The following is a 17,573-nucleotide window of genomic DNA, read 5'->3' as shown; positions in this document are numbered from 1 at the left end:
AAGCGCTTACTCTTCGATTAGATACTTGTGAGCCACATCGCTGGCTATTGCGTCCAGTTTTGCTGTTATATCTTCGTTATATCCACCTTTTTTAATGTCTTGCAGTAGCTCAGGGTGACCCATGGTCAGATTCTCTGTGAATTCTTTTTGCCACTCCTTCACTTTATCAGATGGTACATCTTTCAATAGTCCTTTTGTACCACAGTAGATAAGGGCTACCTGCTCTTCAACCTTTACCGGCTGATATTGAGGCTGCTTTAATAATTCAACATTCTTACGCCCCTTATCCAAAACCAGCATGGTTGCCGGGTCCAGGTCAGAACCAAACTTGGCAAAGGCTTCCAGTTCACGGTATTGAGCCTGGTCGAGTTTTAAGGTACCAGCTACTTTTTTCATTGGTTTGATCTGTGCACTACCACCAACACGCGATACTGATATACCCACGTTAATAGCCGGACGAACACCTGAGTTGAATAAATCACTCTCAAGGAATATCTGACCATCGGTAATGGAGATAACATTGGTTGGAATATACGCAGATACGTCGCCAGCCTGTGTTTCAATGATAGGGAGTGCTGTCAATGAACCACCACCTTTTACGAGGGGACGAAGAGACTCGGGTAAGTCGTTCATCTGCGCGGCGATTTCATCTGATTCAATGATCTTGGCAGCACGCTCCAATAAGCGGCTGTGCAGGTAAAAAACATCACCCGGATAGGCTTCACGCCCCGGTGGTCGGCGCAAGAGCAAACTCACCTCACGGTACGATACAGCCTGCTTTGACAGATCATCATAGATAATAAGAGCTGAACGGCCAGTATCGCGGAAATATTCACCAATAGCTGTTCCTGAGAATGGTGCGTAAAACTGCATGGCCGACGGATCGGCAGCAGGAGCAGACACTACTGTTGTGTACTCCATAGCACCATGTTTCTCAAGCGTATTAACAATCTGAGCAACGGTACTTCCCTTTTGACCTACTGCCACATAAATACAGTATACCGGTTCGCCGTCTTCGTAAAAAGAGCGCTGGTTAATGATGGTGTCAATGGCGATGGCAGTTTTACCTGTTTGTCGGTCACCAATGATCAGCTCTCGCTGGCCACGGCCAATTGGTGTCATGGCGTCGACAGCCAAAAGGCCGGTTTGTAATGGCTCTTTTACCGGCTGGCGATAAATTACCTGTGGAGCTTTACGTTCCAAAGGCATTTCATAGGTTTCGCCCTGTATTGGTCCTTTACCATCAATAGGTTCACCAATGGCGTTAATAACACGACCAACCATGCCTTCGCCTACATTAATAGAAGCAATACGCCCGGTACGTTTTACTAAATCGCCTTCTTTTACGGCCTGTGATGAGCCAAACAGCACTACCCCAACATTATCCTGTTCAAGGTTAAGCACCACGCCCATGCATGATTCTAACTCAACTAATTCGTTGGCTTTAACATTGTTGAGTCCAAAAACACGGGCAATACCATCACCCACCTGCAAAACAGTTCCTACTTCTTCCAGGTCAGTCGACGTTTGGAAGCCTGCAATCTGTTTTTTTAATAAATCCGATACTTCAGCCGGTTTTATCGTATCCATCCGAAAATCAATTTAGTACGTTTAACTAAGCAATTGCTTTTTTATTTGTTTCAACTTTGAGCTCATACTGGCATCAGCCATTTTACCATCTACTTTTAAGATGAATCCACCCAGTAGTTCTGGTTTAACTTTAATAGTAAGCTCAATGGGAGACTTAAACTGGTCTTTTAAAAATTGATTGAGCACCTCTGTTTGCTTATTATCAAACTCAATAGCTGTAAATACAGTTATTTCCTTGATGCCTTTCTCGTTTTTATACAACCAGATAAACCGCCTGTTGATATCTTCAAGCAGAACTTCGCGATTGTTGGCTATTAATAAGTCCAACAGGTTTAGCGTGCTTTTCGCTACTTTGTTGTCTAAGACAGAGTGAAAAGCGTGCTTCTTTTGCGCAGGTTTAATAACAGGACTGTTGAGTAAGTCTGTGAATCCTTCTGCATCTTTGCAATAGGACTGTATCAGGTTAACGTCCTCATAAATGCGCTCCAACTCTTTTTGCTCTTCAGCAAGTTTAAAAAGAGCCCTGGCATATCTGTCTGCTATTAAACTTCTGTTCATCCTCTTTTAATTCAGAATGTTGTTCAACTTGTTTTTAATAGTGAATATCACTAATTAAAATTCACTTCCTGCAGGTACTTGTCAATGATCGCCTGCTGCTTATCGGTTGATTGTAATTCTTCTTCCAACAGCTTGCTTGCAATGTCAACAGAGAACTCCGCAACTTTTTCTTTCAATTGAAGGATAGCCTCATTTTTTTCCCGCTCAATTTGAAGACGTGCAGATGCAATAATCTTATCTGCTTCTTCCTGGGCCTTGTGCCTGGCATCATCCAACATTGATTGTTTTAATTCCCGCGCTTGTTTGATCAGTGTGTCACGCTCTGCCTTGGCTTCGTTCATTATCTGAACTTTAGTAGCATTTAAATCTTCTACTTCAGCTTTGGCTTTATCGGCTGCTGCCAATGCAAACTCAATGGTCTCTTCACGAGACTTTACGGCTTGCAATATTGGTTTCCAGGCATATCGCCTTAGTATGAAAACCAGGAGCCCAAACGTTAGTGCTGACCAAAAGACTAAACCGGGATCTGGTGATAACAATCCCATAATCGTTTCGTTTTAACCTTTCATCAAAGCAACTACAATCGCAAATAGTGCAGCACCTTCAATAAGGGCAGCAGCAATAATCATCGCCGTTTGAATTTTAGAACTAATTTCTGGCTGACGTCCCATAGCTTCCATAGCACTTTGAGCAATTCGACCAATTCCATATCCGGCTCCAATAATGATCAAGCCTAATCCGATTGTGGTTAATGATAAACCTTCCATTGTATTACGTTTAAAAATATTAACTATTAATGTTCTTCACTGTGTACAGCCATGCCAATAAACAGAGCTGATAATAAGGTAAATATATAAGCCTGCAATACTGCAACTAATAATTCCAACATAAACATCATCAGTGACATCAGAACTGACACAGGAGCGATGGCAACTGATTTCATCACGAAGATGAGTGAGAATAAACTCAGGATAATGATATGACCTGCTGTAATGTTAGCCAATAAACGAATCATCAGGGCGAATGGTTTTGTGAACAAGCCAATAAATTCGATCACTGATAACAATAGCCTGATTGGCACCGGTACGCCCGGCATCCAGAATATATGCCCCCAATAGCTTTTGGAACCGCTAAAGTTGGTTACAAAAAAGGTAATTAATGCCAATACCAGGGTTAATGAAATATTACCGGTCAGGTTACTTCCTCCCGGAAAAAATGGTACCAGACCAATGAGATTATTTATCCAGATAAAAAAGAACAGGGTTAATAGAAATGGTAAAAACCTGTCTGCCTTATCCTTTTCAATCTGAGCATAGGCAATATCATCGCGAACAAATAAAATAAGGGGTTCAACAAATGACTGCACGCCTTTCGGAGCGGCAGGTCCACCTTTGTATCGTTTCGCTGCAGTGGTGAATAACCATATGATTATAATAATGCTTAACCACATGGACGCCACATTGCGCGTGATTGAAAAATCAAGGGGTTTCTCATTTAAAACAGCGTGATCATCATCGTACTTAATAGTTCCCGAGGCATCGGTTTTGTATATTTTTCCGTGATATAATTTGTAGTATGAATTACCTTTTTGAACCAGTTCTTCTCCATGATGAAAGGCAGATGACATAAAAACATGAAGACCTTCATCAATTAAAATAACGGGCAATGGAATAGTAATGTGTTTCTCTTCACCATCACTTTTATAGGAAATAACGTGCCACTCATGTGAATCAGCAATGTGGTGCATGATCATTTCCATGGGGTCGAACTCATTTTCAGAACTTTCGCCATGTTTGTCGGCGGCCAAAATGGTGTGAGTAAAAGCCCAAAAGGCCGTTAGTGCAATAATTATTCTGATATTCTGCATCAAGTGATTGTGTGCTGTTTTACTTTCTTATTTCATTAAGCGAATCTTAACGGTCATATCTACGACCAGAAGCGCGAAATAGTTCATTAAAAACAATAGTACTTCTCTTTTGTTTTCGCCGGAGGTTGGATTTAGAAAAAGAAATAAATATCCGAAAATAAAAAAGAGCTTTAACGACATTAAAATCAGGAATATAAAGCCGCTTTTATCGGGGTGTTTTTTTTGAATGAAAACAAATAGAAAATAAAAAAGAAGGTAAAGTCCGGTTAAAAATATAAGTCCGGAGCTTACCTTCTCGTATGTTATCTGCAGGCTATTACCTATTAAATACGTTCCACTTCCTAAAAGAAATGCCACTATTAAATAAACAAATGCCGATCGGATGATTGTAGTAGAAGTATTACTTTTTGGCATCAGTGCCACCAGCTATTGGTTGAGTTACTTTATCGTCCATTTTACATGTTCCTGTAAATATAGCTCCCGGCTCAATTGATAACTTACTGGTTTTAACGTCGCCATGTAACTTGCTCGATGCTTTAAGAGATAGAAGTTCTGTTACAGTTAACTTCCCATCGAAGGCACCATAAATGTCACAATTGGTACATTTTACCTCACCAGTAACCTGGCCGTTTTGCCCAATCAGAACTTTTCCTTTAGAGATAATATTACCTTCAATGGATCCATCGATTTTAATATCGCCATTCGTTTCAATATCTCCTTTGATCTTAGTACCCGGACCGATCATGTTGGGTAACTTATTTTCAGGTTCGAAATTTTTAGCCATTTTCCAATTGTTAGTTTTAAGAATAAAGCAAATATACAATAGTTCATTAGTTTTTAGGCAGAAGTGCTTAGTTAAATTTAAAGTCAGGCATCAGAAGTTTCGCTTTTATTTGTAATGTCAATAGGTATATTGTGAGTATAATCAGAAGGATAGTGTTTAATGACTGATTAGAATTGGCCAGAAATTTTAGCTATTAACCAGTACTTTAAGCTTTTGAAGTTGCCGCTCTTTATTTACCTGTCTAAGGTTGCGCGCTGTTGCTGTATAGTAGGTGTGTTGTTCAATAAAATCATGTTGCAGTCTGTTCCATTCATCAATGGTCATTTTTCCATTGTGCAGGTTAAGTTCTTTGAACAGGTTGTCTGATATAGATATAAAGTCGGCTCTGCCCAGATAATCAAGGTCAGCGTCTTTCATTATTTTCTCCAAATAGTTTTTAGGTCGTTGACCAACTCTGGTCACATTAATGAGTTCAACTATTTGATCGATCTGGTAGTCGTGGTAATGGAAATTGGGAAGAAGCTCCTTGCTGAAGCGAATACTATTATCTTCATGATTGTGGTATTCAACAATAAAACCGATGTCGTGCAGCAGTGCAGCGGTTTTCAGAAGTAATAGGTCTTCAGAGCTGACCTTTTCACCGCGGGCTATGATTTCGATCTGGGTTAAGACGTCCTGCGTGTGAGCTTTGTTGTGGTAGAACATGCTCTCTTCCAGTTCGGTTTCCAGTTTGTTCAGAACAAACTCCTCAAGATCACCAAAGCGAATGTGTTGTAACTTGACCTCAAATTTTTTGTTAGGGAAAATGCCGTGTTCATCTGTACATAACTCCGATTTAATTCTCTTTACAAAATACATATCTGTTTCCCCTTTATATTTAATTGGCATCTTTCCACGATAATCACAGTCGAAAAAGTCTTTTATCAGTTCATAGGTTACACCTGTAATGTTTATCATGCCTGCCGTTCCCGAACTTTCCATTCGCGATGCAATATTAACAGTGTCCCCCCAAATATCGAACGATACATTTTTGCGACCTATTTCACCCGAGATAACCGGTCCGGTATGAATGCCTATCCTTAATTCCCAAAAACCAACCTCACTGTTTTGTTGAGCTTTACTGTCTTGCATAAACTTCTGCATTTCAAGCCCTGCCAAAACCACTTCAACAGGATTGGTGCGATTAATGTTTGGTATACCACCTGCACACATGTATGCATCACCAATCGTCTTTATTTTTTCAATATTGTACTTTTCAACCACGCCATCAAAAAAGAAAAAGAAGCGGTCAAGCTCATCGATTAATGTTTCAGGGTTAATGTGTTCAACGATTTTGGTAAAACCCTGTATGTCTGCAAAAAGAACAGTCACCTTCTTGTATTTTCTTGACCGGATACGAGCTTGCGCTTTCACTGTTTTGGCATTTACGCCTACGGTTTTCTCCCTGGCTTTCTGCTTTATCTTAAATGCTTTTTTAAACTCCTCTTCTATGTTGTGTGTAATTTTCCGTATGCGCTGCCTGAACAGGATGACGAACAACATGAATCCAATAAAACTAAGTATGACAATGCCTGTAATATAAAACAAGGGGTGTTTCCATACAGGGAGATCAATTTGTATGCTTGCTTCTTTTATTTGACCATCGGGCAATTCAAGTAAAAATAAATAGTTGCCCTCTTTTAAGTTGAAAAAAGCAGCTGAGTTACGCGCAGTCCATGGACTCCATTCTTTAGAATACGGAACCAGGCGATACCTTGTTTTTGATAAATTAATGCTGTCGCTGTACCAGTGAAAGGCAAAGGATCTGTTTTGTATCTGTATAAAATTATTTTCAACAGCGACTTGCTCATTATTTGGTGTTTCAGCCATTATTTTGATGGAGTGTGCTTGTCCGAGGCTATTTTTTGGGAACAAAAATAAGGGGAGTACGTATACAACCGCGAATAATAGATTTTTTTTGAAAAGTAAGAAATATGATTCTTTTATGTTGATGTCTCCCTTCAGCATAATTTATTAGGTATCAATGCTTGCTTGAAATTAGAATCAAAAGTACTATATTTATTCCGTTAATAAAGAACATTCAGGAGAGCTTTTTATGGACACATCAAAGAACACAATTCTGGTTCCTTACGATTTTACCGAGGTAGCAAACAATGCTGTTCAGCATGCTATTAAGGTTGCCGGTGAGCTGGATGCAAACATTCATTTGCTTCATATTGCAAAAAAAGAAGAACAAATAGCTGAACTTGAAGAGAAATTAGCTAATGACGCTGCGGAAATTAAAGAAAAGTGGGGAGTGCTACCTTCTACTTCGGTAAAGGAAGGTACTATCTTTAAAACGATTAATTCCGTAGTTGAAGAATTGGAGTGTTTGCTTGTAGTTATGGGAACGCATGGAATGAAAGGCTTGCAAAAACTGACAGGTAGCTGGGCGCTTAAAGTGATCGTAGGGTCAAAAATTCCTTATTTGGTTGTACAGTCGGCACCAAAGCGTGAAGATTATCAAAAAATAGTTTTCCCAGTTGATTATAAGTCTGAAAACAAAGAAAAGCTGAAGTGGATACAATTTATGTATCAGTTCTCAAAACCTAAGGTTTACATTTATGCTTCGGCAACCAAGGAAGGTATTATTGATAGCCGAACGAAAGCAAATGTTGTTTTCTCTAAGAAATATCTGGAAGAGAAAGGTATAGATTATGAGTTAGTATTGTCTGAAGGTGATGCTTCTTTTTCACAGGAGACCATTCAATTCTCTGAAAAGATCGATGCTGACCTGGTTTTGGTAATGACAACGCGCGACATTGCGTTCCACGATTATGTGCTTGGAGCCTATGAGCAATACATTATTGCCAACAGCGCCAAAATGCCGGTTTTGGTCATTAATCCGAGAACCGATTTAATGAAATACGGTTACGGAGGTTTTAGTTAATGATAAACTATTAGTTATATATCAAAAGACGATCTTAGCAGGTCGTCTTTTTTTGTTTTCATGTTTTTTTGATACAATTAAAATACTTTTGTGTATAACTCGTTTAATGTAAAAAAGTAATTGTCCATGGATTTGGTTTTTGCAACAAATAATCAGCACAAGCTGGAAGAAATACAAGCATTGCTTGGTGATACAATTAAAGTGTTAAGTTTGAAGGACATTAATTGTACTGATGATATACCTGAAACAGGAACTACCCTTGAAGCTAATGCTTTGCAGAAATCAGACTATATTTATTCGCGGTATAAAATCAGTTGCTTTGCTGACGATACAGGCCTTGAGATAGAGGCACTTGATGGTGAACCAGGGGTTTATTCAGCCCGTTATGCCGGCACTGACAAAGATGCCGAAGCAAACATGCAAAAAGTATTGGAAAAGCTGGAGGGTGTTAAAAACAGGAATGCCCGTTTTCGAACTGTAATCTCTTTAATAATGGATGGTAAGGAGTTTCAGTTTGAAGGTTATGTGGATGGAGAGATTTTAAAAGAGAAGTCGGGTAGTGAGGGATTTGGTTACGATCCGATTTTTAAACCTGAAGGCTTTGATGTTTCTTTTGCAGAGATGGATTTGGAGGAGAAGAATAAGATTAGTCATCGTGGAAGAGCAGTTGTTAAATTGATAGAGTTTTTAAGGTGAGGTTTGTTAAGTTACTGATAAGGAATGACTATGTGATAATTGCTATTGCGGTTATATTAACCTATTGGCCCATAAGTTTATGTGTTGCCTCTGTAAAATGGGATGCAATTAATATCTCAATTCCCTGGCGATATTATATAGCTGGATCGTTACAGGATTTTAGTTTGCCTTTATGGTATCCCAATCAGAATTTAGGATTTGCTCAATATATTGACCCGCAATCTTGGTATTGGCCATCTTGGATCTTAAGTATATTTGGGTATACAAACTTAACATTTCACCTTGAGTATGTCATTCATCTTGTAGTGGCGGCAGTAGGTGTTTATCATTTTTCATTATATAAAAGAATTTCTAGGAGTTCGAGTATAACAATCGCTATTGTATATAGTTTAACAGGTTTTTTTATAGGTCATGCACAGCATTTGGGGTGGATCGTTAGTGCAGCCTGGACTCCAATAGTAATATTACAATTTATTAAATTTACTAATACATTCTCTTATAAGCATCTTCTAGGGACAAGCTTGTCATTGTACTTATTAACAACAGGTGGTTATTGGGGATTCATAGTGAGTGTTTATTACTTTCTTGTTATTGTTTTTCTATATAGGTTATATTTACTACTTACCGTTGAAACAGATTATCAAGCTAAGGTTGGGATTTTTATAAAGCGTTCATTACTTCTTGTATTTCTAAATGTTCTTACAACAAGTCTCGTTCTTTATTCTGTTCTTTCAAACATTAATTTAATAGAGAGGGGGCAATTAGATCTTGAGCAACTTCTGTATGGATCTCTTTACCCCGTTGACTTCTTGTCTTTTTTTGCTCCAATAGCGACCTATGTTGAAAGTTTTTCTTTTTGGAAGGGTGATATATCGCTTATTAATGTTTTTATTGGAACTTTTTCAATACTGATTATTATATATAGTCTACTGTTTAATTTTAAGTTATTTAAGAAGCATTGGAAACTTACCTTGTTAATCGCATTTAGTTTTGTTTTGGCAATGGGAGAGTCATTGCCAATAAGAAAAGTGTTTGCATTGTATGTGCCATTATTCGATTTTTTTAGATTTCCTTCATTATACAGGATGTTTGCAATAATAGGCATTTCATTATTGTTGGGACATTGTATCGATCATATCACATCATGGAGACTGTTTTCAAAGTTTCTTATTTACGCGGTTGGCAGTTATGTTATTGGTATAATTACCATAGTTGCGATTCATTATGAAGAACTTATAACCTTTATTTCTCAAATAACTCTAAAACCAAGTGAGATGTCACTTGAGTTTTTGTTTATTATTCAGTTCTTTATGTCCATTGCTTTATTGTTGCTTTATTTGTTAGTGACAAAAATGGCTGGAACAATTAATAAATCTACTCTGTTGAAAGCTTTTCTGCTAGCTGAGATCATGTTTGTTTCTCAATTGATGTTTCCTCATACCGTTGTTGATATTAGACAAAATCCTCTTGATATTTTTTCTAAGATTAAAATAATTGAGTATGACAATACGAAGAATCGTCTTGATAAGATTACTTTAAATGATGTTGAGAAATTGAGTAGAGAACATGTTAAATATGGATTAAATAAGGCGACATACATGGGTGTAGTTTCTTATTGGGCATATACTCCATATCAATTCAAAGGTTATACAGAACTAGAGAATGATTCTTTAATAGAATATATAAAGAATAAGCCATTCGTATATGTTAGTGACGATAATGAGGCTGTACAATCTGATTATTATAGTATTGAGACCACTGTTGATTCCAATCGATTTGGATTTATTGTTCAGAATATGCGTGATAAACCATTAAAATTGAATCTTTCACAGAATTATCATTTTGGATGGCATTGCTATGTAAATAATGAAAGAGTTTGTATAAGCAGGAGTAATATAAGTTTGATGAGTATTGAACTACCTTCGGGAAGAAGTGACGTGCAATTTATATTCAAACCCGATTATATTCATATTCTTTTTGTTCTATCTGTACTATGTTTCTTGTTTCAATTGTTTTTCTACTTTAAAATTTAAGATTAATGATTCGTTTAATTACTATTCTATTTCTGTTTTGTATCTGCTACATAACGTTAGATGCACAAGTATGGAAAAATCATCAGGCAATGAATTCAGCAACATCGATAGCTTCAAGTGAAAGTAGGGTGGTTGTTGGAACTTCATCGGGCATTTATATATATTCCTTTCAGTCTAATGAAATGATAACCTTAAATAAGGCATTGCCATTGAATGATGAAAAAGTGACTTCTGTTGCATATGCAGACGAGTTTGACTACTTTATCATAGGATATTCTACTGGTAATATTGATTTGTTAATTGATGACTCTATTTATAATGTACCTGAGCTATCATTGTACCCCTCATCAGGTTCAAAACAAATAAACGACATCTTAGTGAATGGCTTATATGCCTATTTGTCATCTGATTTAGGACTAATTAGGTTTGACTTGGAAAAGCAAGAAATATACGAAGTTTACCCTATTGTAGATCAAAATGTGCTATCCTTAAATGAGGCTGTAATATTTAATGATAAGATATATGTTGCAAGTGATGATGGAGTGTTTTATGCTGATGAATTTCATCATAATCTAATTGATTCTAAATCATGGAAACAACTGGTGCTTCCTGAAACAAAAAGTAATTCTTACAATACAATTGAAAATATAGGTGATAATTACTTTCTGGTTAATTGTCAGTTAACCAATGGTAAGGACGCTACATTTAAGGTAAATGATTCTGGGTATGAGATATTTGAGACAAATATTACTGATATTGCTAATATTGTATCAAATGAAAGTGTTTATGTGATTGGTGACAGTAAATTGCAGGTATTTGACCAAGATTTAAACCTGAAGGATACAATTGTTACATATGTTACTGAAACTGGTATTATTGAGAATATTTATCCGTTTGATATAACTGTATCCGATGGATATTCATTTATATGTGATAATAATTATGGACTTATATGGAAAAATGATATTGATAAAGTTATCATGCCCGATAGGCCGGAAGCAAACTTTAATATTCATATGTACTATGATGAAAGATTAATTGTCTCAACAGGCAGTTTTGATGGAAAGACTGATATCCCTGCGCATTGGTATTTTTATTCTGAAAGCTGGAATACCACCAAAACCGAGTCTAAAGTTTACGATGTTATTAAAACAACTGTTGATAAAGATAATAAATCAAAGATATATGGAGCGAGCTGGGGTTATGGACTTATAGAATTTGGTAATGAAGAGATTGTTTACAATGAAAGTAATAGTCCTCTTCGAAAATTTGATGACTACCTTATTTGGGTCGGAGGACCAGCTATGGATAGTGAGAATAATCTATGGATGACAAATTCCTTAGTAGATCGTCCTATTCATGTCAAATTGGCTGAAAAGAGTTTAGATGAAAATAATAAAAATGCTGAATACCCGGGGTGGTTAACTCTTGACTATCCAGGAATTGTGACAAATATAAATGGAGGAGAAGGTAATTTTCTTCCTGATATTTTTGTGGATAGTAGGGATTACAAATGGATTAATGTATCGAATAATGGCTTATTCGTGTTCGATACAAATAATACTCTTTTTGATTTTCAGGATGATCAATATCGTGGACCACTCAATAATTATGTAGATAAAGATTCTCGTAATAAAGGACAACTTATGCTTTGGGATGAAAATCGTACTGTGATTACAAAAGTTGTTACATGTATAGTAGAAGATAAAAACGGATATATCTGGTTGGGTACGGATGTTGGTGTATTATTGTATTACCGTCCATGGGCTATTTTTTCTGAACAATATCCAGTAGCAAGCCGGATAAAAGTGCCTCGAAATGATGGAAGTAATCTGGCCGATTATTTGTTAGATGGTGAACGTGTTACTTGTATTGCAGTAGATGGTGCCAACCGAAAATGGATTGGAACTGCTAATTCAGGAATTTACCTTGTTTCAGAAGATGGACTAAAAACTTATAATACGTTTAATGTGGATAATAGTCCTTTACCTTCAAATTCAATAACCAGTATCGCTATTTCCCCAAATTCGGGTGAAGTTTTTATAGGAACTGAAAATGGGATAGTATCATATAGGGCAAAAGCCACGGAAGGAGATAGCTCATTCAAAAAGGTCTATGCCTACCCTAATCCTGTCCGTCCTGATTATTCAGGTGAGATAACAATAACTGGCCTAATGCAGAATAGTATTGTTAAAATTACAACTGTAAGCGGTAAACTGGTTCATGAAACCACTTCGTTGGGAGGCAATGCATACTGGGATGGAACCAACTTTTCTGGTGAGAAAGTTAAAACAGGTGTTTATCTGATTTATGTTAGTTCAAGTGATGGAACCGATTCAGATGTGATAAAATTATTGATTGTGCGATAGAATTAGGTGGTTTTTCTTGCCCAATTAACCATACAAAACTAGTTTTGTAACACGGTATTAAACCTTACATCACATCATTTTTTTTAACCTATCTAACGTATCGGTATGAAGAAGGGCTGGGTTATTGCAACCATTTTTATTAGTTGTGCACTTTTAGTTTACATTTTATTCCAGGTTAATCGTGTAAAAAGCTACAACAACGATCTGTCGTTAGCGGCGTTGCCCTCAGATGCTGCGCTTATAGTCAAGGCTAACAGTCTTGGCTATATACATCAATCATTGTTTCACACGGTAGAATTCAAGGAAGAATTGAAACAATCCAATTTAGTTGCAAAACTATTTGGGATTTTTGCCAATTTAGACTCGCTCTCAACAACCGACGGAGATGCAATTTTAAAGCATTTAAGCAAATTACCGTTTTATTTTTCAGTTCATGCTCAGGGGAAAGAAAGCGTGAATCCTTTCTATATGTTTGAAATACCTAACAGGAAGGAAGAGGCAAAAATAAAGCGCTTTATAAAGCAACTTAATGATTCAGGTTATGATCTCAACGAGCGAAAATATAATTCAAAAATCATTTATGAGATAGGAAGTGGCAGGAAACAACTTTTTATTCATGTTGATAATGGCTTGTTATTGATTAGTTCGTCTAATTTGTTAATTGAGTCATCCATACGTCAACAGCAAAGGACCGAGAGTTGGGTTGATAGTGACGATTTTAAACAGATTTACAAAACAATAGGAGCAGGTTCAAAGCTAAATGTGTTTGTTAATTTTAAGGAACTACCTGCAGTTATTAAACCGGTCGTTGAGAAAGTAGGCCGAAAAAGGGTTAATCAATTGCATGAGCAAAGTTATTGGGCCGAATTAGATGTTGAGATCGAAGAACAGGCCATACTACTCAATGGGTTTATGAGTTCAACTAATAAAGGGCTTGTAAGTCAGCTTTTGGCCGATGCTCAACCGCAGCGTTCAAGGATGCATGATGTTATACCAGGTCATACAAGGGCTTATATTACCGTTTCTGTTGGTAGCGGGAAGGAGCTTAAGCAAAGGATAAGTAAATTTCATCTTGACAATAACGTGGGAGCTTCTCTTGACAGGCTGAATGCCAGCTACCAGAAAGAATTTGGGTTTAATTTTAAAGATGAACTATTCAGTCAGCTGACCGGTGAACTCGGGCTGGCTTATAGCGATTATAACCACCTTCAACCCAAAGCCAATGGAGCACTTATTTTAAAGATGAAAAGCCGGTCCACAGGTCAAGAGTTGCTATTGGAAATGCTCAGAAAGCTACACAGGCAAGGCAACTCTCCAAAACTGTTAAAAACCTACAGGCCTGATGCAGAGATGAAATTTAACATTTATCATGGATTTCCCGATGATATCATGAAACATCTGTTTGGGGATATGCTACCCAAGGTGCCACAAGAATTTATTTCCTTTTACGATGATAATATCATATTGGCCGATGCACCTGTATTAATAGAACAATTTATCTATAGCAATATGCTCAATAAGACCCTGAGTAAGAGTCGAGCTCATCAGACTTTTTTGAGTAATTTCTCAAGCAGGGAGAATGTATTTATCTTTTGCGAAACAGCTCACCTGGCACCTTTGTTGGGTAAATTCTTCAATCCTGTATTAGGTGATGTTAGTGAATCTCAAAAAGAAGCATTTGGTAATTTCTATGGAATTGGGGTGCAATTAAGCGGAACAGGTCAGATGATTTATACTACTTCTTACCTGCAATACATGCCTATGCGTGAATCAGAACCGCGCACCGTTTGGCAAAGCTTACTTGATTCAACAGTAATCATGAAGCCAACGCTGGTTAAAAATCACTACACAAAAGAGCGTGAGGTAATGGTACAGGATGAAGCAAACAATCTTTATTTACTTAGCAACAGTGGTCGTGTTTTATGGAAAAGGCCTCTTGATAGTCCTGTTATGAGTGAAATTGTTCAGGTAGATTATTATCGGAATAATAAGCTTCAGTACCTCTTCAATACCCGTAACTCGATCTTTTTAATAGATAGAAATGGTAATAATGTTGCTAAGTTCCCCGTAAGGTTACCTTCCGCGGCAACGAACGGAGTGGCTGTGTGTGATTACGATAACAACCGGAAGTATCGCTTGTTTGTAGCTTGTGAAAACCGCCGTATATACCTGTATGATGGTCAGGGAAATAAAGTGTCAGGTTGGAAATTTGGAAAAACAGATGGAGAAGTGACTTTACCTGTTCAACATTTTCGTTCAAATGGAAAAGACTATATCGCTTTTGCCGACAATAAAAGGAACTACATCTGTGATAGAAAGGGTAATGTAAGGGTCAAATTAAGTAAACAGTTTGTCAGAAATTCAAATTCGGCGTATTTTATAGAGAACGGAAATAAAAGCAATGATTGTTTGGTGACAACCGATAATAGCGGAGTTGTTAAAAAGATCATGTTGAGTAATGGTGTAGTTAAGGATTTTGATGTGTTTGATGTTGAAAATGAGCATTGCTTTAATTTATTTTCAATGAATGGCAAAAACCATTATTTACTATCAGAACCAAACAGCTTGGAAATTAAGACAGCTGACGGCAGTAAGGTCTTTGATAAGGATTTTGATGAGGAAATTAACCTGAATATTGACAGGTATCAATTCTCATCTCATAATATCAAGTTTGGAATATCTGAAAAAGACAATGGCAATATTTATTTATTGAATAATGATGGTAAAATGTATAAAGGCTTCCCGTTAAAGGGTAATTCGCGCTTTAGTATTGGATTTTTAAAGTCTTCAGCCTCAAGATTCAATCTTATCGTAGGAGGTTCTGAAAACTACATTTACAATTACCAGGTTGATTAATTATTAAAGGCATGAAGAAGTTAAGTTTAGGCGTATTGGGATGTTCAAATCACTTTGTTAAACGAGTGGTTTTGCCTGTTATGGCATTGGATAGTGTTGAGGTGTATGCCATAGCATCCCGCAATATTAAAAAGTCGGCCGAGCTGGCACGTCAGTTCAATATACCAAAGTATTATGGCGATTACGAGGCCTTGCTGGAAGACAAGTCGATAGATGCTGTATATATTCCCCTACCTAATCATATGCATTTCGAATGGGCCAAAAAAGCTGCTTTGGCTGGTAAGCACATTTTGTGTGAGAAACCAATGTGTATGAATGCTGAAGAAGTTCAGGAGCTGGTAGAGTGCTGCCAGAAAAACAATGTTATCCTGACAGAGGCCTTTATGTATAAATTCCATCCTCAATGGATCAAGGTGAAAGACATAATCAGGACCAATAATATTGGTAAGATCCAATACATCAATACTGCATTTTCTTACAATAATCCTGCTGCATCTAATATCAGAAATATCAAGGAATATGGGGGAGGGGCATTACGTGATATTGGATGTTATGCTATTTCAGTCCCTCGTTTTTTACTTGATAAGGAACCGCAAAAGGTCGTCAGTCTGGTAAGTCGTCATCCCGATTTTGACACAGATATGCTCACATCCGCCATTCTTGATTTTGGTTCAGTCAGAGCTACGTTTAATGTTTCTACATGTGCCAATGCCTTTCAAAGGGTCGACATTGTTGGGGCGGCAGGAATGATAACTGTGCATCTTCCATTCAATACTTATACTGATGTACCTGCGAAAGTAACTGTTGAAACAGCGATTGGAACGCGAATCGTCGAAATCGAGGCTGTTGACCAATATGGTCTGATGGTTGATGGGTTTGCCCACAATATTATTGAAAAGGTAACGCCGTCTAATGATGAAGATGACGCCATTTGCAACCAAAGAGTGCTTGATGCCATCATTCGTTCATCAGAAACAGGAAAATGGGAAACAGTCAGCTAAACAGATTTTTTCACATTTTTTAAAGAACCTTGGCACGAAAAATGCGTAACACCACCTGGATGTAAATTAGGGTGTTATGAAGAAAAGGGTCAACTATAATATTCTGGAGCTTAGCAGCAGAACACAGTTTATTCCTGCAAAGGGTTACGATAAAAAGATTGAACTGATTAAAATTAAAAAGAGTTCAGACTTTGACTATAGCTTTCCGGTGTCGGGTCAGATGGCCAATGACTGGTGGGAACAGCTTTCGTGGAATAAAGATATTCTAAAGAGCTTCCTGGCCTATCCTGAGGTACATTTCTTTGTTGCCATGCACGAAGGACAAATAGTAGGTTCCTTTGATCTTATCGTGTTGCCTGATCGTCAGGTTGAGATCAAAAATTTCGGTATTATTAACGAATTCATTGACTTCGAAATAAGGGCTATGTTTCTTTCCAAAGCCGTTGACTATTGCTTTCAGTTTGAGCCTAAACGCATATTTTTTCATGCAAGTGATTTTGAAAAAATGGCTGCTATCTCTAATTATTTATCACAAGGATTTATCATAAGCACCTTTGATAAGGAGTTGTGTGAGGAATGTAAGGTGAATGAGCAAACTAATTTGCAATCGAATTTTCTTATTAACCTCAATTAGCATTCATTGGTAATTCTAACCATTTGATAATGGTTGGTTTAATGCCATTATTCTTGATAATCTGGCATCGAATATACCTTCCATGCATACACCTGTCAAATACGCTCATTAATGAAGGCTTAAATGGGCATATTTTTCTAGGTTAAACTGTTGCTACAATGTTGTTAAAGGTTGTTTTATCACAAAATAATGACCTTTAAGTGATGCTATCTTGCAATTAACGTAAAATAACAAAACAATTCTCTGTTTTTTCCGT

The 17,573-nt window shown here is 37.2% G+C and carries 14 protein-coding genes; 7 read left to right on the top strand and 7 right to left on the bottom strand.

What is annotated here, in order from left to right:
* Nucleotides 1-6 precede the first annotated feature (6 nt).
* The 7 genes from atpA to ACRD69_RS06350 form a co-directional block, all read right to left on the bottom strand.
* On the bottom strand, nucleotides 7-1,590 hold the full coding sequence (gene atpA / locus ACRD69_RS06380; protein WP_430814238.1) for a F0F1 ATP synthase subunit alpha: 1,584 nt from the start codon (nucleotides 1,588-1,590) through the stop codon (nucleotides 7-9).
* 21 nt (nucleotides 1,591-1,611) lie between these two features.
* Nucleotides 1,612-2,148, bottom strand: a complete 537-nt coding sequence (gene atpH / locus ACRD69_RS06375; RefSeq protein ID WP_430814237.1) for an ATP synthase F1 subunit delta — start codon at nucleotides 2,146-2,148, stop codon at nucleotides 1,612-1,614.
* 50 nt (nucleotides 2,149-2,198) lie between these two features.
* The gene (gene atpF / locus ACRD69_RS06370; RefSeq protein ID WP_430814236.1) at nucleotides 2,199-2,693 is read right to left on the bottom strand and encodes a F0F1 ATP synthase subunit B; all 495 of its coding nucleotides are present in this window, start codon (nucleotides 2,691-2,693) and stop codon (nucleotides 2,199-2,201) included.
* A gap of 12 nt (nucleotides 2,694-2,705) precedes the next feature.
* The gene (gene atpE, locus ACRD69_RS06365; protein WP_143301005.1) at nucleotides 2,706-2,915 is read right to left on the bottom strand and encodes an ATP synthase F0 subunit C; all 210 of its coding nucleotides are present in this window, start codon (nucleotides 2,913-2,915) and stop codon (nucleotides 2,706-2,708) included.
* A 26-nt stretch (nucleotides 2,916-2,941) separates the two neighbouring features.
* Complete coding sequence (gene atpB, locus ACRD69_RS06360) at nucleotides 2,942-4,015, bottom strand: F0F1 ATP synthase subunit A (protein WP_430814235.1); 1,074 nt, start codon at nucleotides 4,013-4,015, stop codon at nucleotides 2,942-2,944.
* Between the two features lie 400 nt (nucleotides 4,016-4,415).
* Nucleotides 4,416-4,799, bottom strand: coding sequence for a bactofilin family protein (locus ACRD69_RS06355; protein WP_430814234.1), 384 nt, complete (start codon nucleotides 4,797-4,799; stop codon nucleotides 4,416-4,418).
* A 186-nt stretch (nucleotides 4,800-4,985) separates the two neighbouring features.
* Nucleotides 4,986-6,668, bottom strand: coding sequence for an adenylate/guanylate cyclase domain-containing protein (locus ACRD69_RS06350; protein ID WP_430814233.1), 1,683 nt, complete (start codon nucleotides 6,666-6,668; stop codon nucleotides 4,986-4,988).
* A gap of 226 nt (nucleotides 6,669-6,894) precedes the next feature.
* Here ACRD69_RS06350 and ACRD69_RS06345 point away from each other — a divergent pair, with 226 nt between their 5' ends.
* From ACRD69_RS06345 to ACRD69_RS06315, 7 genes are all read left to right on the top strand, one after another.
* Nucleotides 6,895-7,728 carry a universal stress protein gene (locus tag ACRD69_RS06345; RefSeq protein WP_430814232.1) on the top strand — a complete coding sequence of 278 codons (834 nt, stop codon included), beginning with the start codon at nucleotides 6,895-6,897 and terminating at the stop codon, nucleotides 7,726-7,728.
* Nucleotides 7,729-7,854: 126 nt separating this feature from the next.
* Entirely contained in the window at nucleotides 7,855-8,424 is a 570-nt protein-coding gene (locus ACRD69_RS06340; RefSeq protein ID WP_430814231.1) for a non-canonical purine NTP diphosphatase, read from the top strand.
* 32 nt (nucleotides 8,425-8,456) lie between these two features.
* The gene (locus ACRD69_RS06335) at nucleotides 8,457-10,457 is read left to right on the top strand and encodes a glycosyltransferase family protein (protein WP_430814230.1); all 2,001 of its coding nucleotides are present in this window, start codon (nucleotides 8,457-8,459) and stop codon (nucleotides 10,455-10,457) included.
* A gap of 5 nt (nucleotides 10,458-10,462) precedes the next feature.
* Nucleotides 10,463-12,826 carry a type IX secretion system anionic LPS delivery protein PorZ gene (porZ, locus tag ACRD69_RS06330; RefSeq protein ID WP_430814229.1) on the top strand — a complete coding sequence of 788 codons (2,364 nt, stop codon included), beginning with the start codon at nucleotides 10,463-10,465 and terminating at the stop codon, nucleotides 12,824-12,826.
* Between the two features lie 105 nt (nucleotides 12,827-12,931).
* Nucleotides 12,932-15,682: a DUF3352 domain-containing protein gene (locus ACRD69_RS06325; protein ID WP_430814228.1), complete on the top strand. Its 2,751-nt coding sequence runs from the start codon at nucleotides 12,932-12,934 to the stop codon at nucleotides 15,680-15,682.
* Nucleotides 15,683-15,693: 11 nt separating this feature from the next.
* Complete coding sequence (locus ACRD69_RS06320) at nucleotides 15,694-16,683, top strand: Gfo/Idh/MocA family protein (protein ID WP_430814227.1); 990 nt, start codon at nucleotides 15,694-15,696, stop codon at nucleotides 16,681-16,683.
* A 76-nt stretch (nucleotides 16,684-16,759) separates the two neighbouring features.
* Entirely contained in the window at nucleotides 16,760-17,317 is a 558-nt protein-coding gene (locus ACRD69_RS06315; RefSeq protein ID WP_430814226.1) for a GNAT family N-acetyltransferase, read from the top strand.
* Nucleotides 17,318-17,573 lie beyond the last annotated feature (256 nt).

The organism is Carboxylicivirga agarovorans (genome assembly GCF_050589845.1).
Taxonomy (GTDB): Bacteria; Bacteroidota; Bacteroidia; order Bacteroidales; family Marinilabiliaceae; genus Carboxylicivirga; species Carboxylicivirga agarovorans.
Note: the sequence above shows the minus strand (reverse complement) of the source record. Positions and strands in the feature narration are given on the sequence as shown.

What these genes read in the sequence shown, in the direction of transcription:
- atpA (WP_430814238.1), bottom strand. Translation starts at nt 1,590, where the DNA reads ATGGATACGATAAAACCGGCTGAAGTATCGGATTTATTAAAAAAACAG.
- atpH (WP_430814237.1), bottom strand. Translation starts at nt 2,148, where the DNA reads ATGAACAGAAGTTTAATAGCAGACAGATATGCCAGGGCTCTTTTTAAA.
- atpF (WP_430814236.1), bottom strand. Translation starts at nt 2,693, where the DNA reads ATGGGATTGTTATCACCAGATCCCGGTTTAGTCTTTTGGTCAGCACTA.
- atpE (WP_143301005.1), bottom strand. Translation starts at nt 2,915, where the DNA reads ATGGAAGGTTTATCATTAACCACAATCGGATTAGGCTTGATCATTATT.
- atpB (WP_430814235.1), bottom strand. Translation starts at nt 4,015, where the DNA reads ATGCAGAATATCAGAATAATTATTGCACTAACGGCCTTTTGGGCTTTT.
- ACRD69_RS06355 (WP_430814234.1), bottom strand. Translation starts at nt 4,799, where the DNA reads ATGGCTAAAAATTTCGAACCTGAAAATAAGTTACCCAACATGATCGGT.
- ACRD69_RS06350 (WP_430814233.1), bottom strand. Translation starts at nt 6,668, where the DNA reads ATGGCTGAAACACCAAATAATGAGCAAGTCGCTGTTGAAAATAATTTT.
- ACRD69_RS06345 (WP_430814232.1), top strand. Translation starts at nt 6,895, where the DNA reads ATGGACACATCAAAGAACACAATTCTGGTTCCTTACGATTTTACCGAG.
- ACRD69_RS06340 (WP_430814231.1), top strand. Translation starts at nt 7,855, where the DNA reads ATGGATTTGGTTTTTGCAACAAATAATCAGCACAAGCTGGAAGAAATA.
- porZ (WP_430814229.1), top strand. Translation starts at nt 10,463, where the DNA reads ATGATTCGTTTAATTACTATTCTATTTCTGTTTTGTATCTGCTACATA.
- ACRD69_RS06325 (WP_430814228.1), top strand. Translation starts at nt 12,932, where the DNA reads ATGAAGAAGGGCTGGGTTATTGCAACCATTTTTATTAGTTGTGCACTT.
- ACRD69_RS06320 (WP_430814227.1), top strand. Translation starts at nt 15,694, where the DNA reads ATGAAGAAGTTAAGTTTAGGCGTATTGGGATGTTCAAATCACTTTGTT.
- ACRD69_RS06315 (WP_430814226.1), top strand. Translation starts at nt 16,760, where the DNA reads ATGAAGAAAAGGGTCAACTATAATATTCTGGAGCTTAGCAGCAGAACA.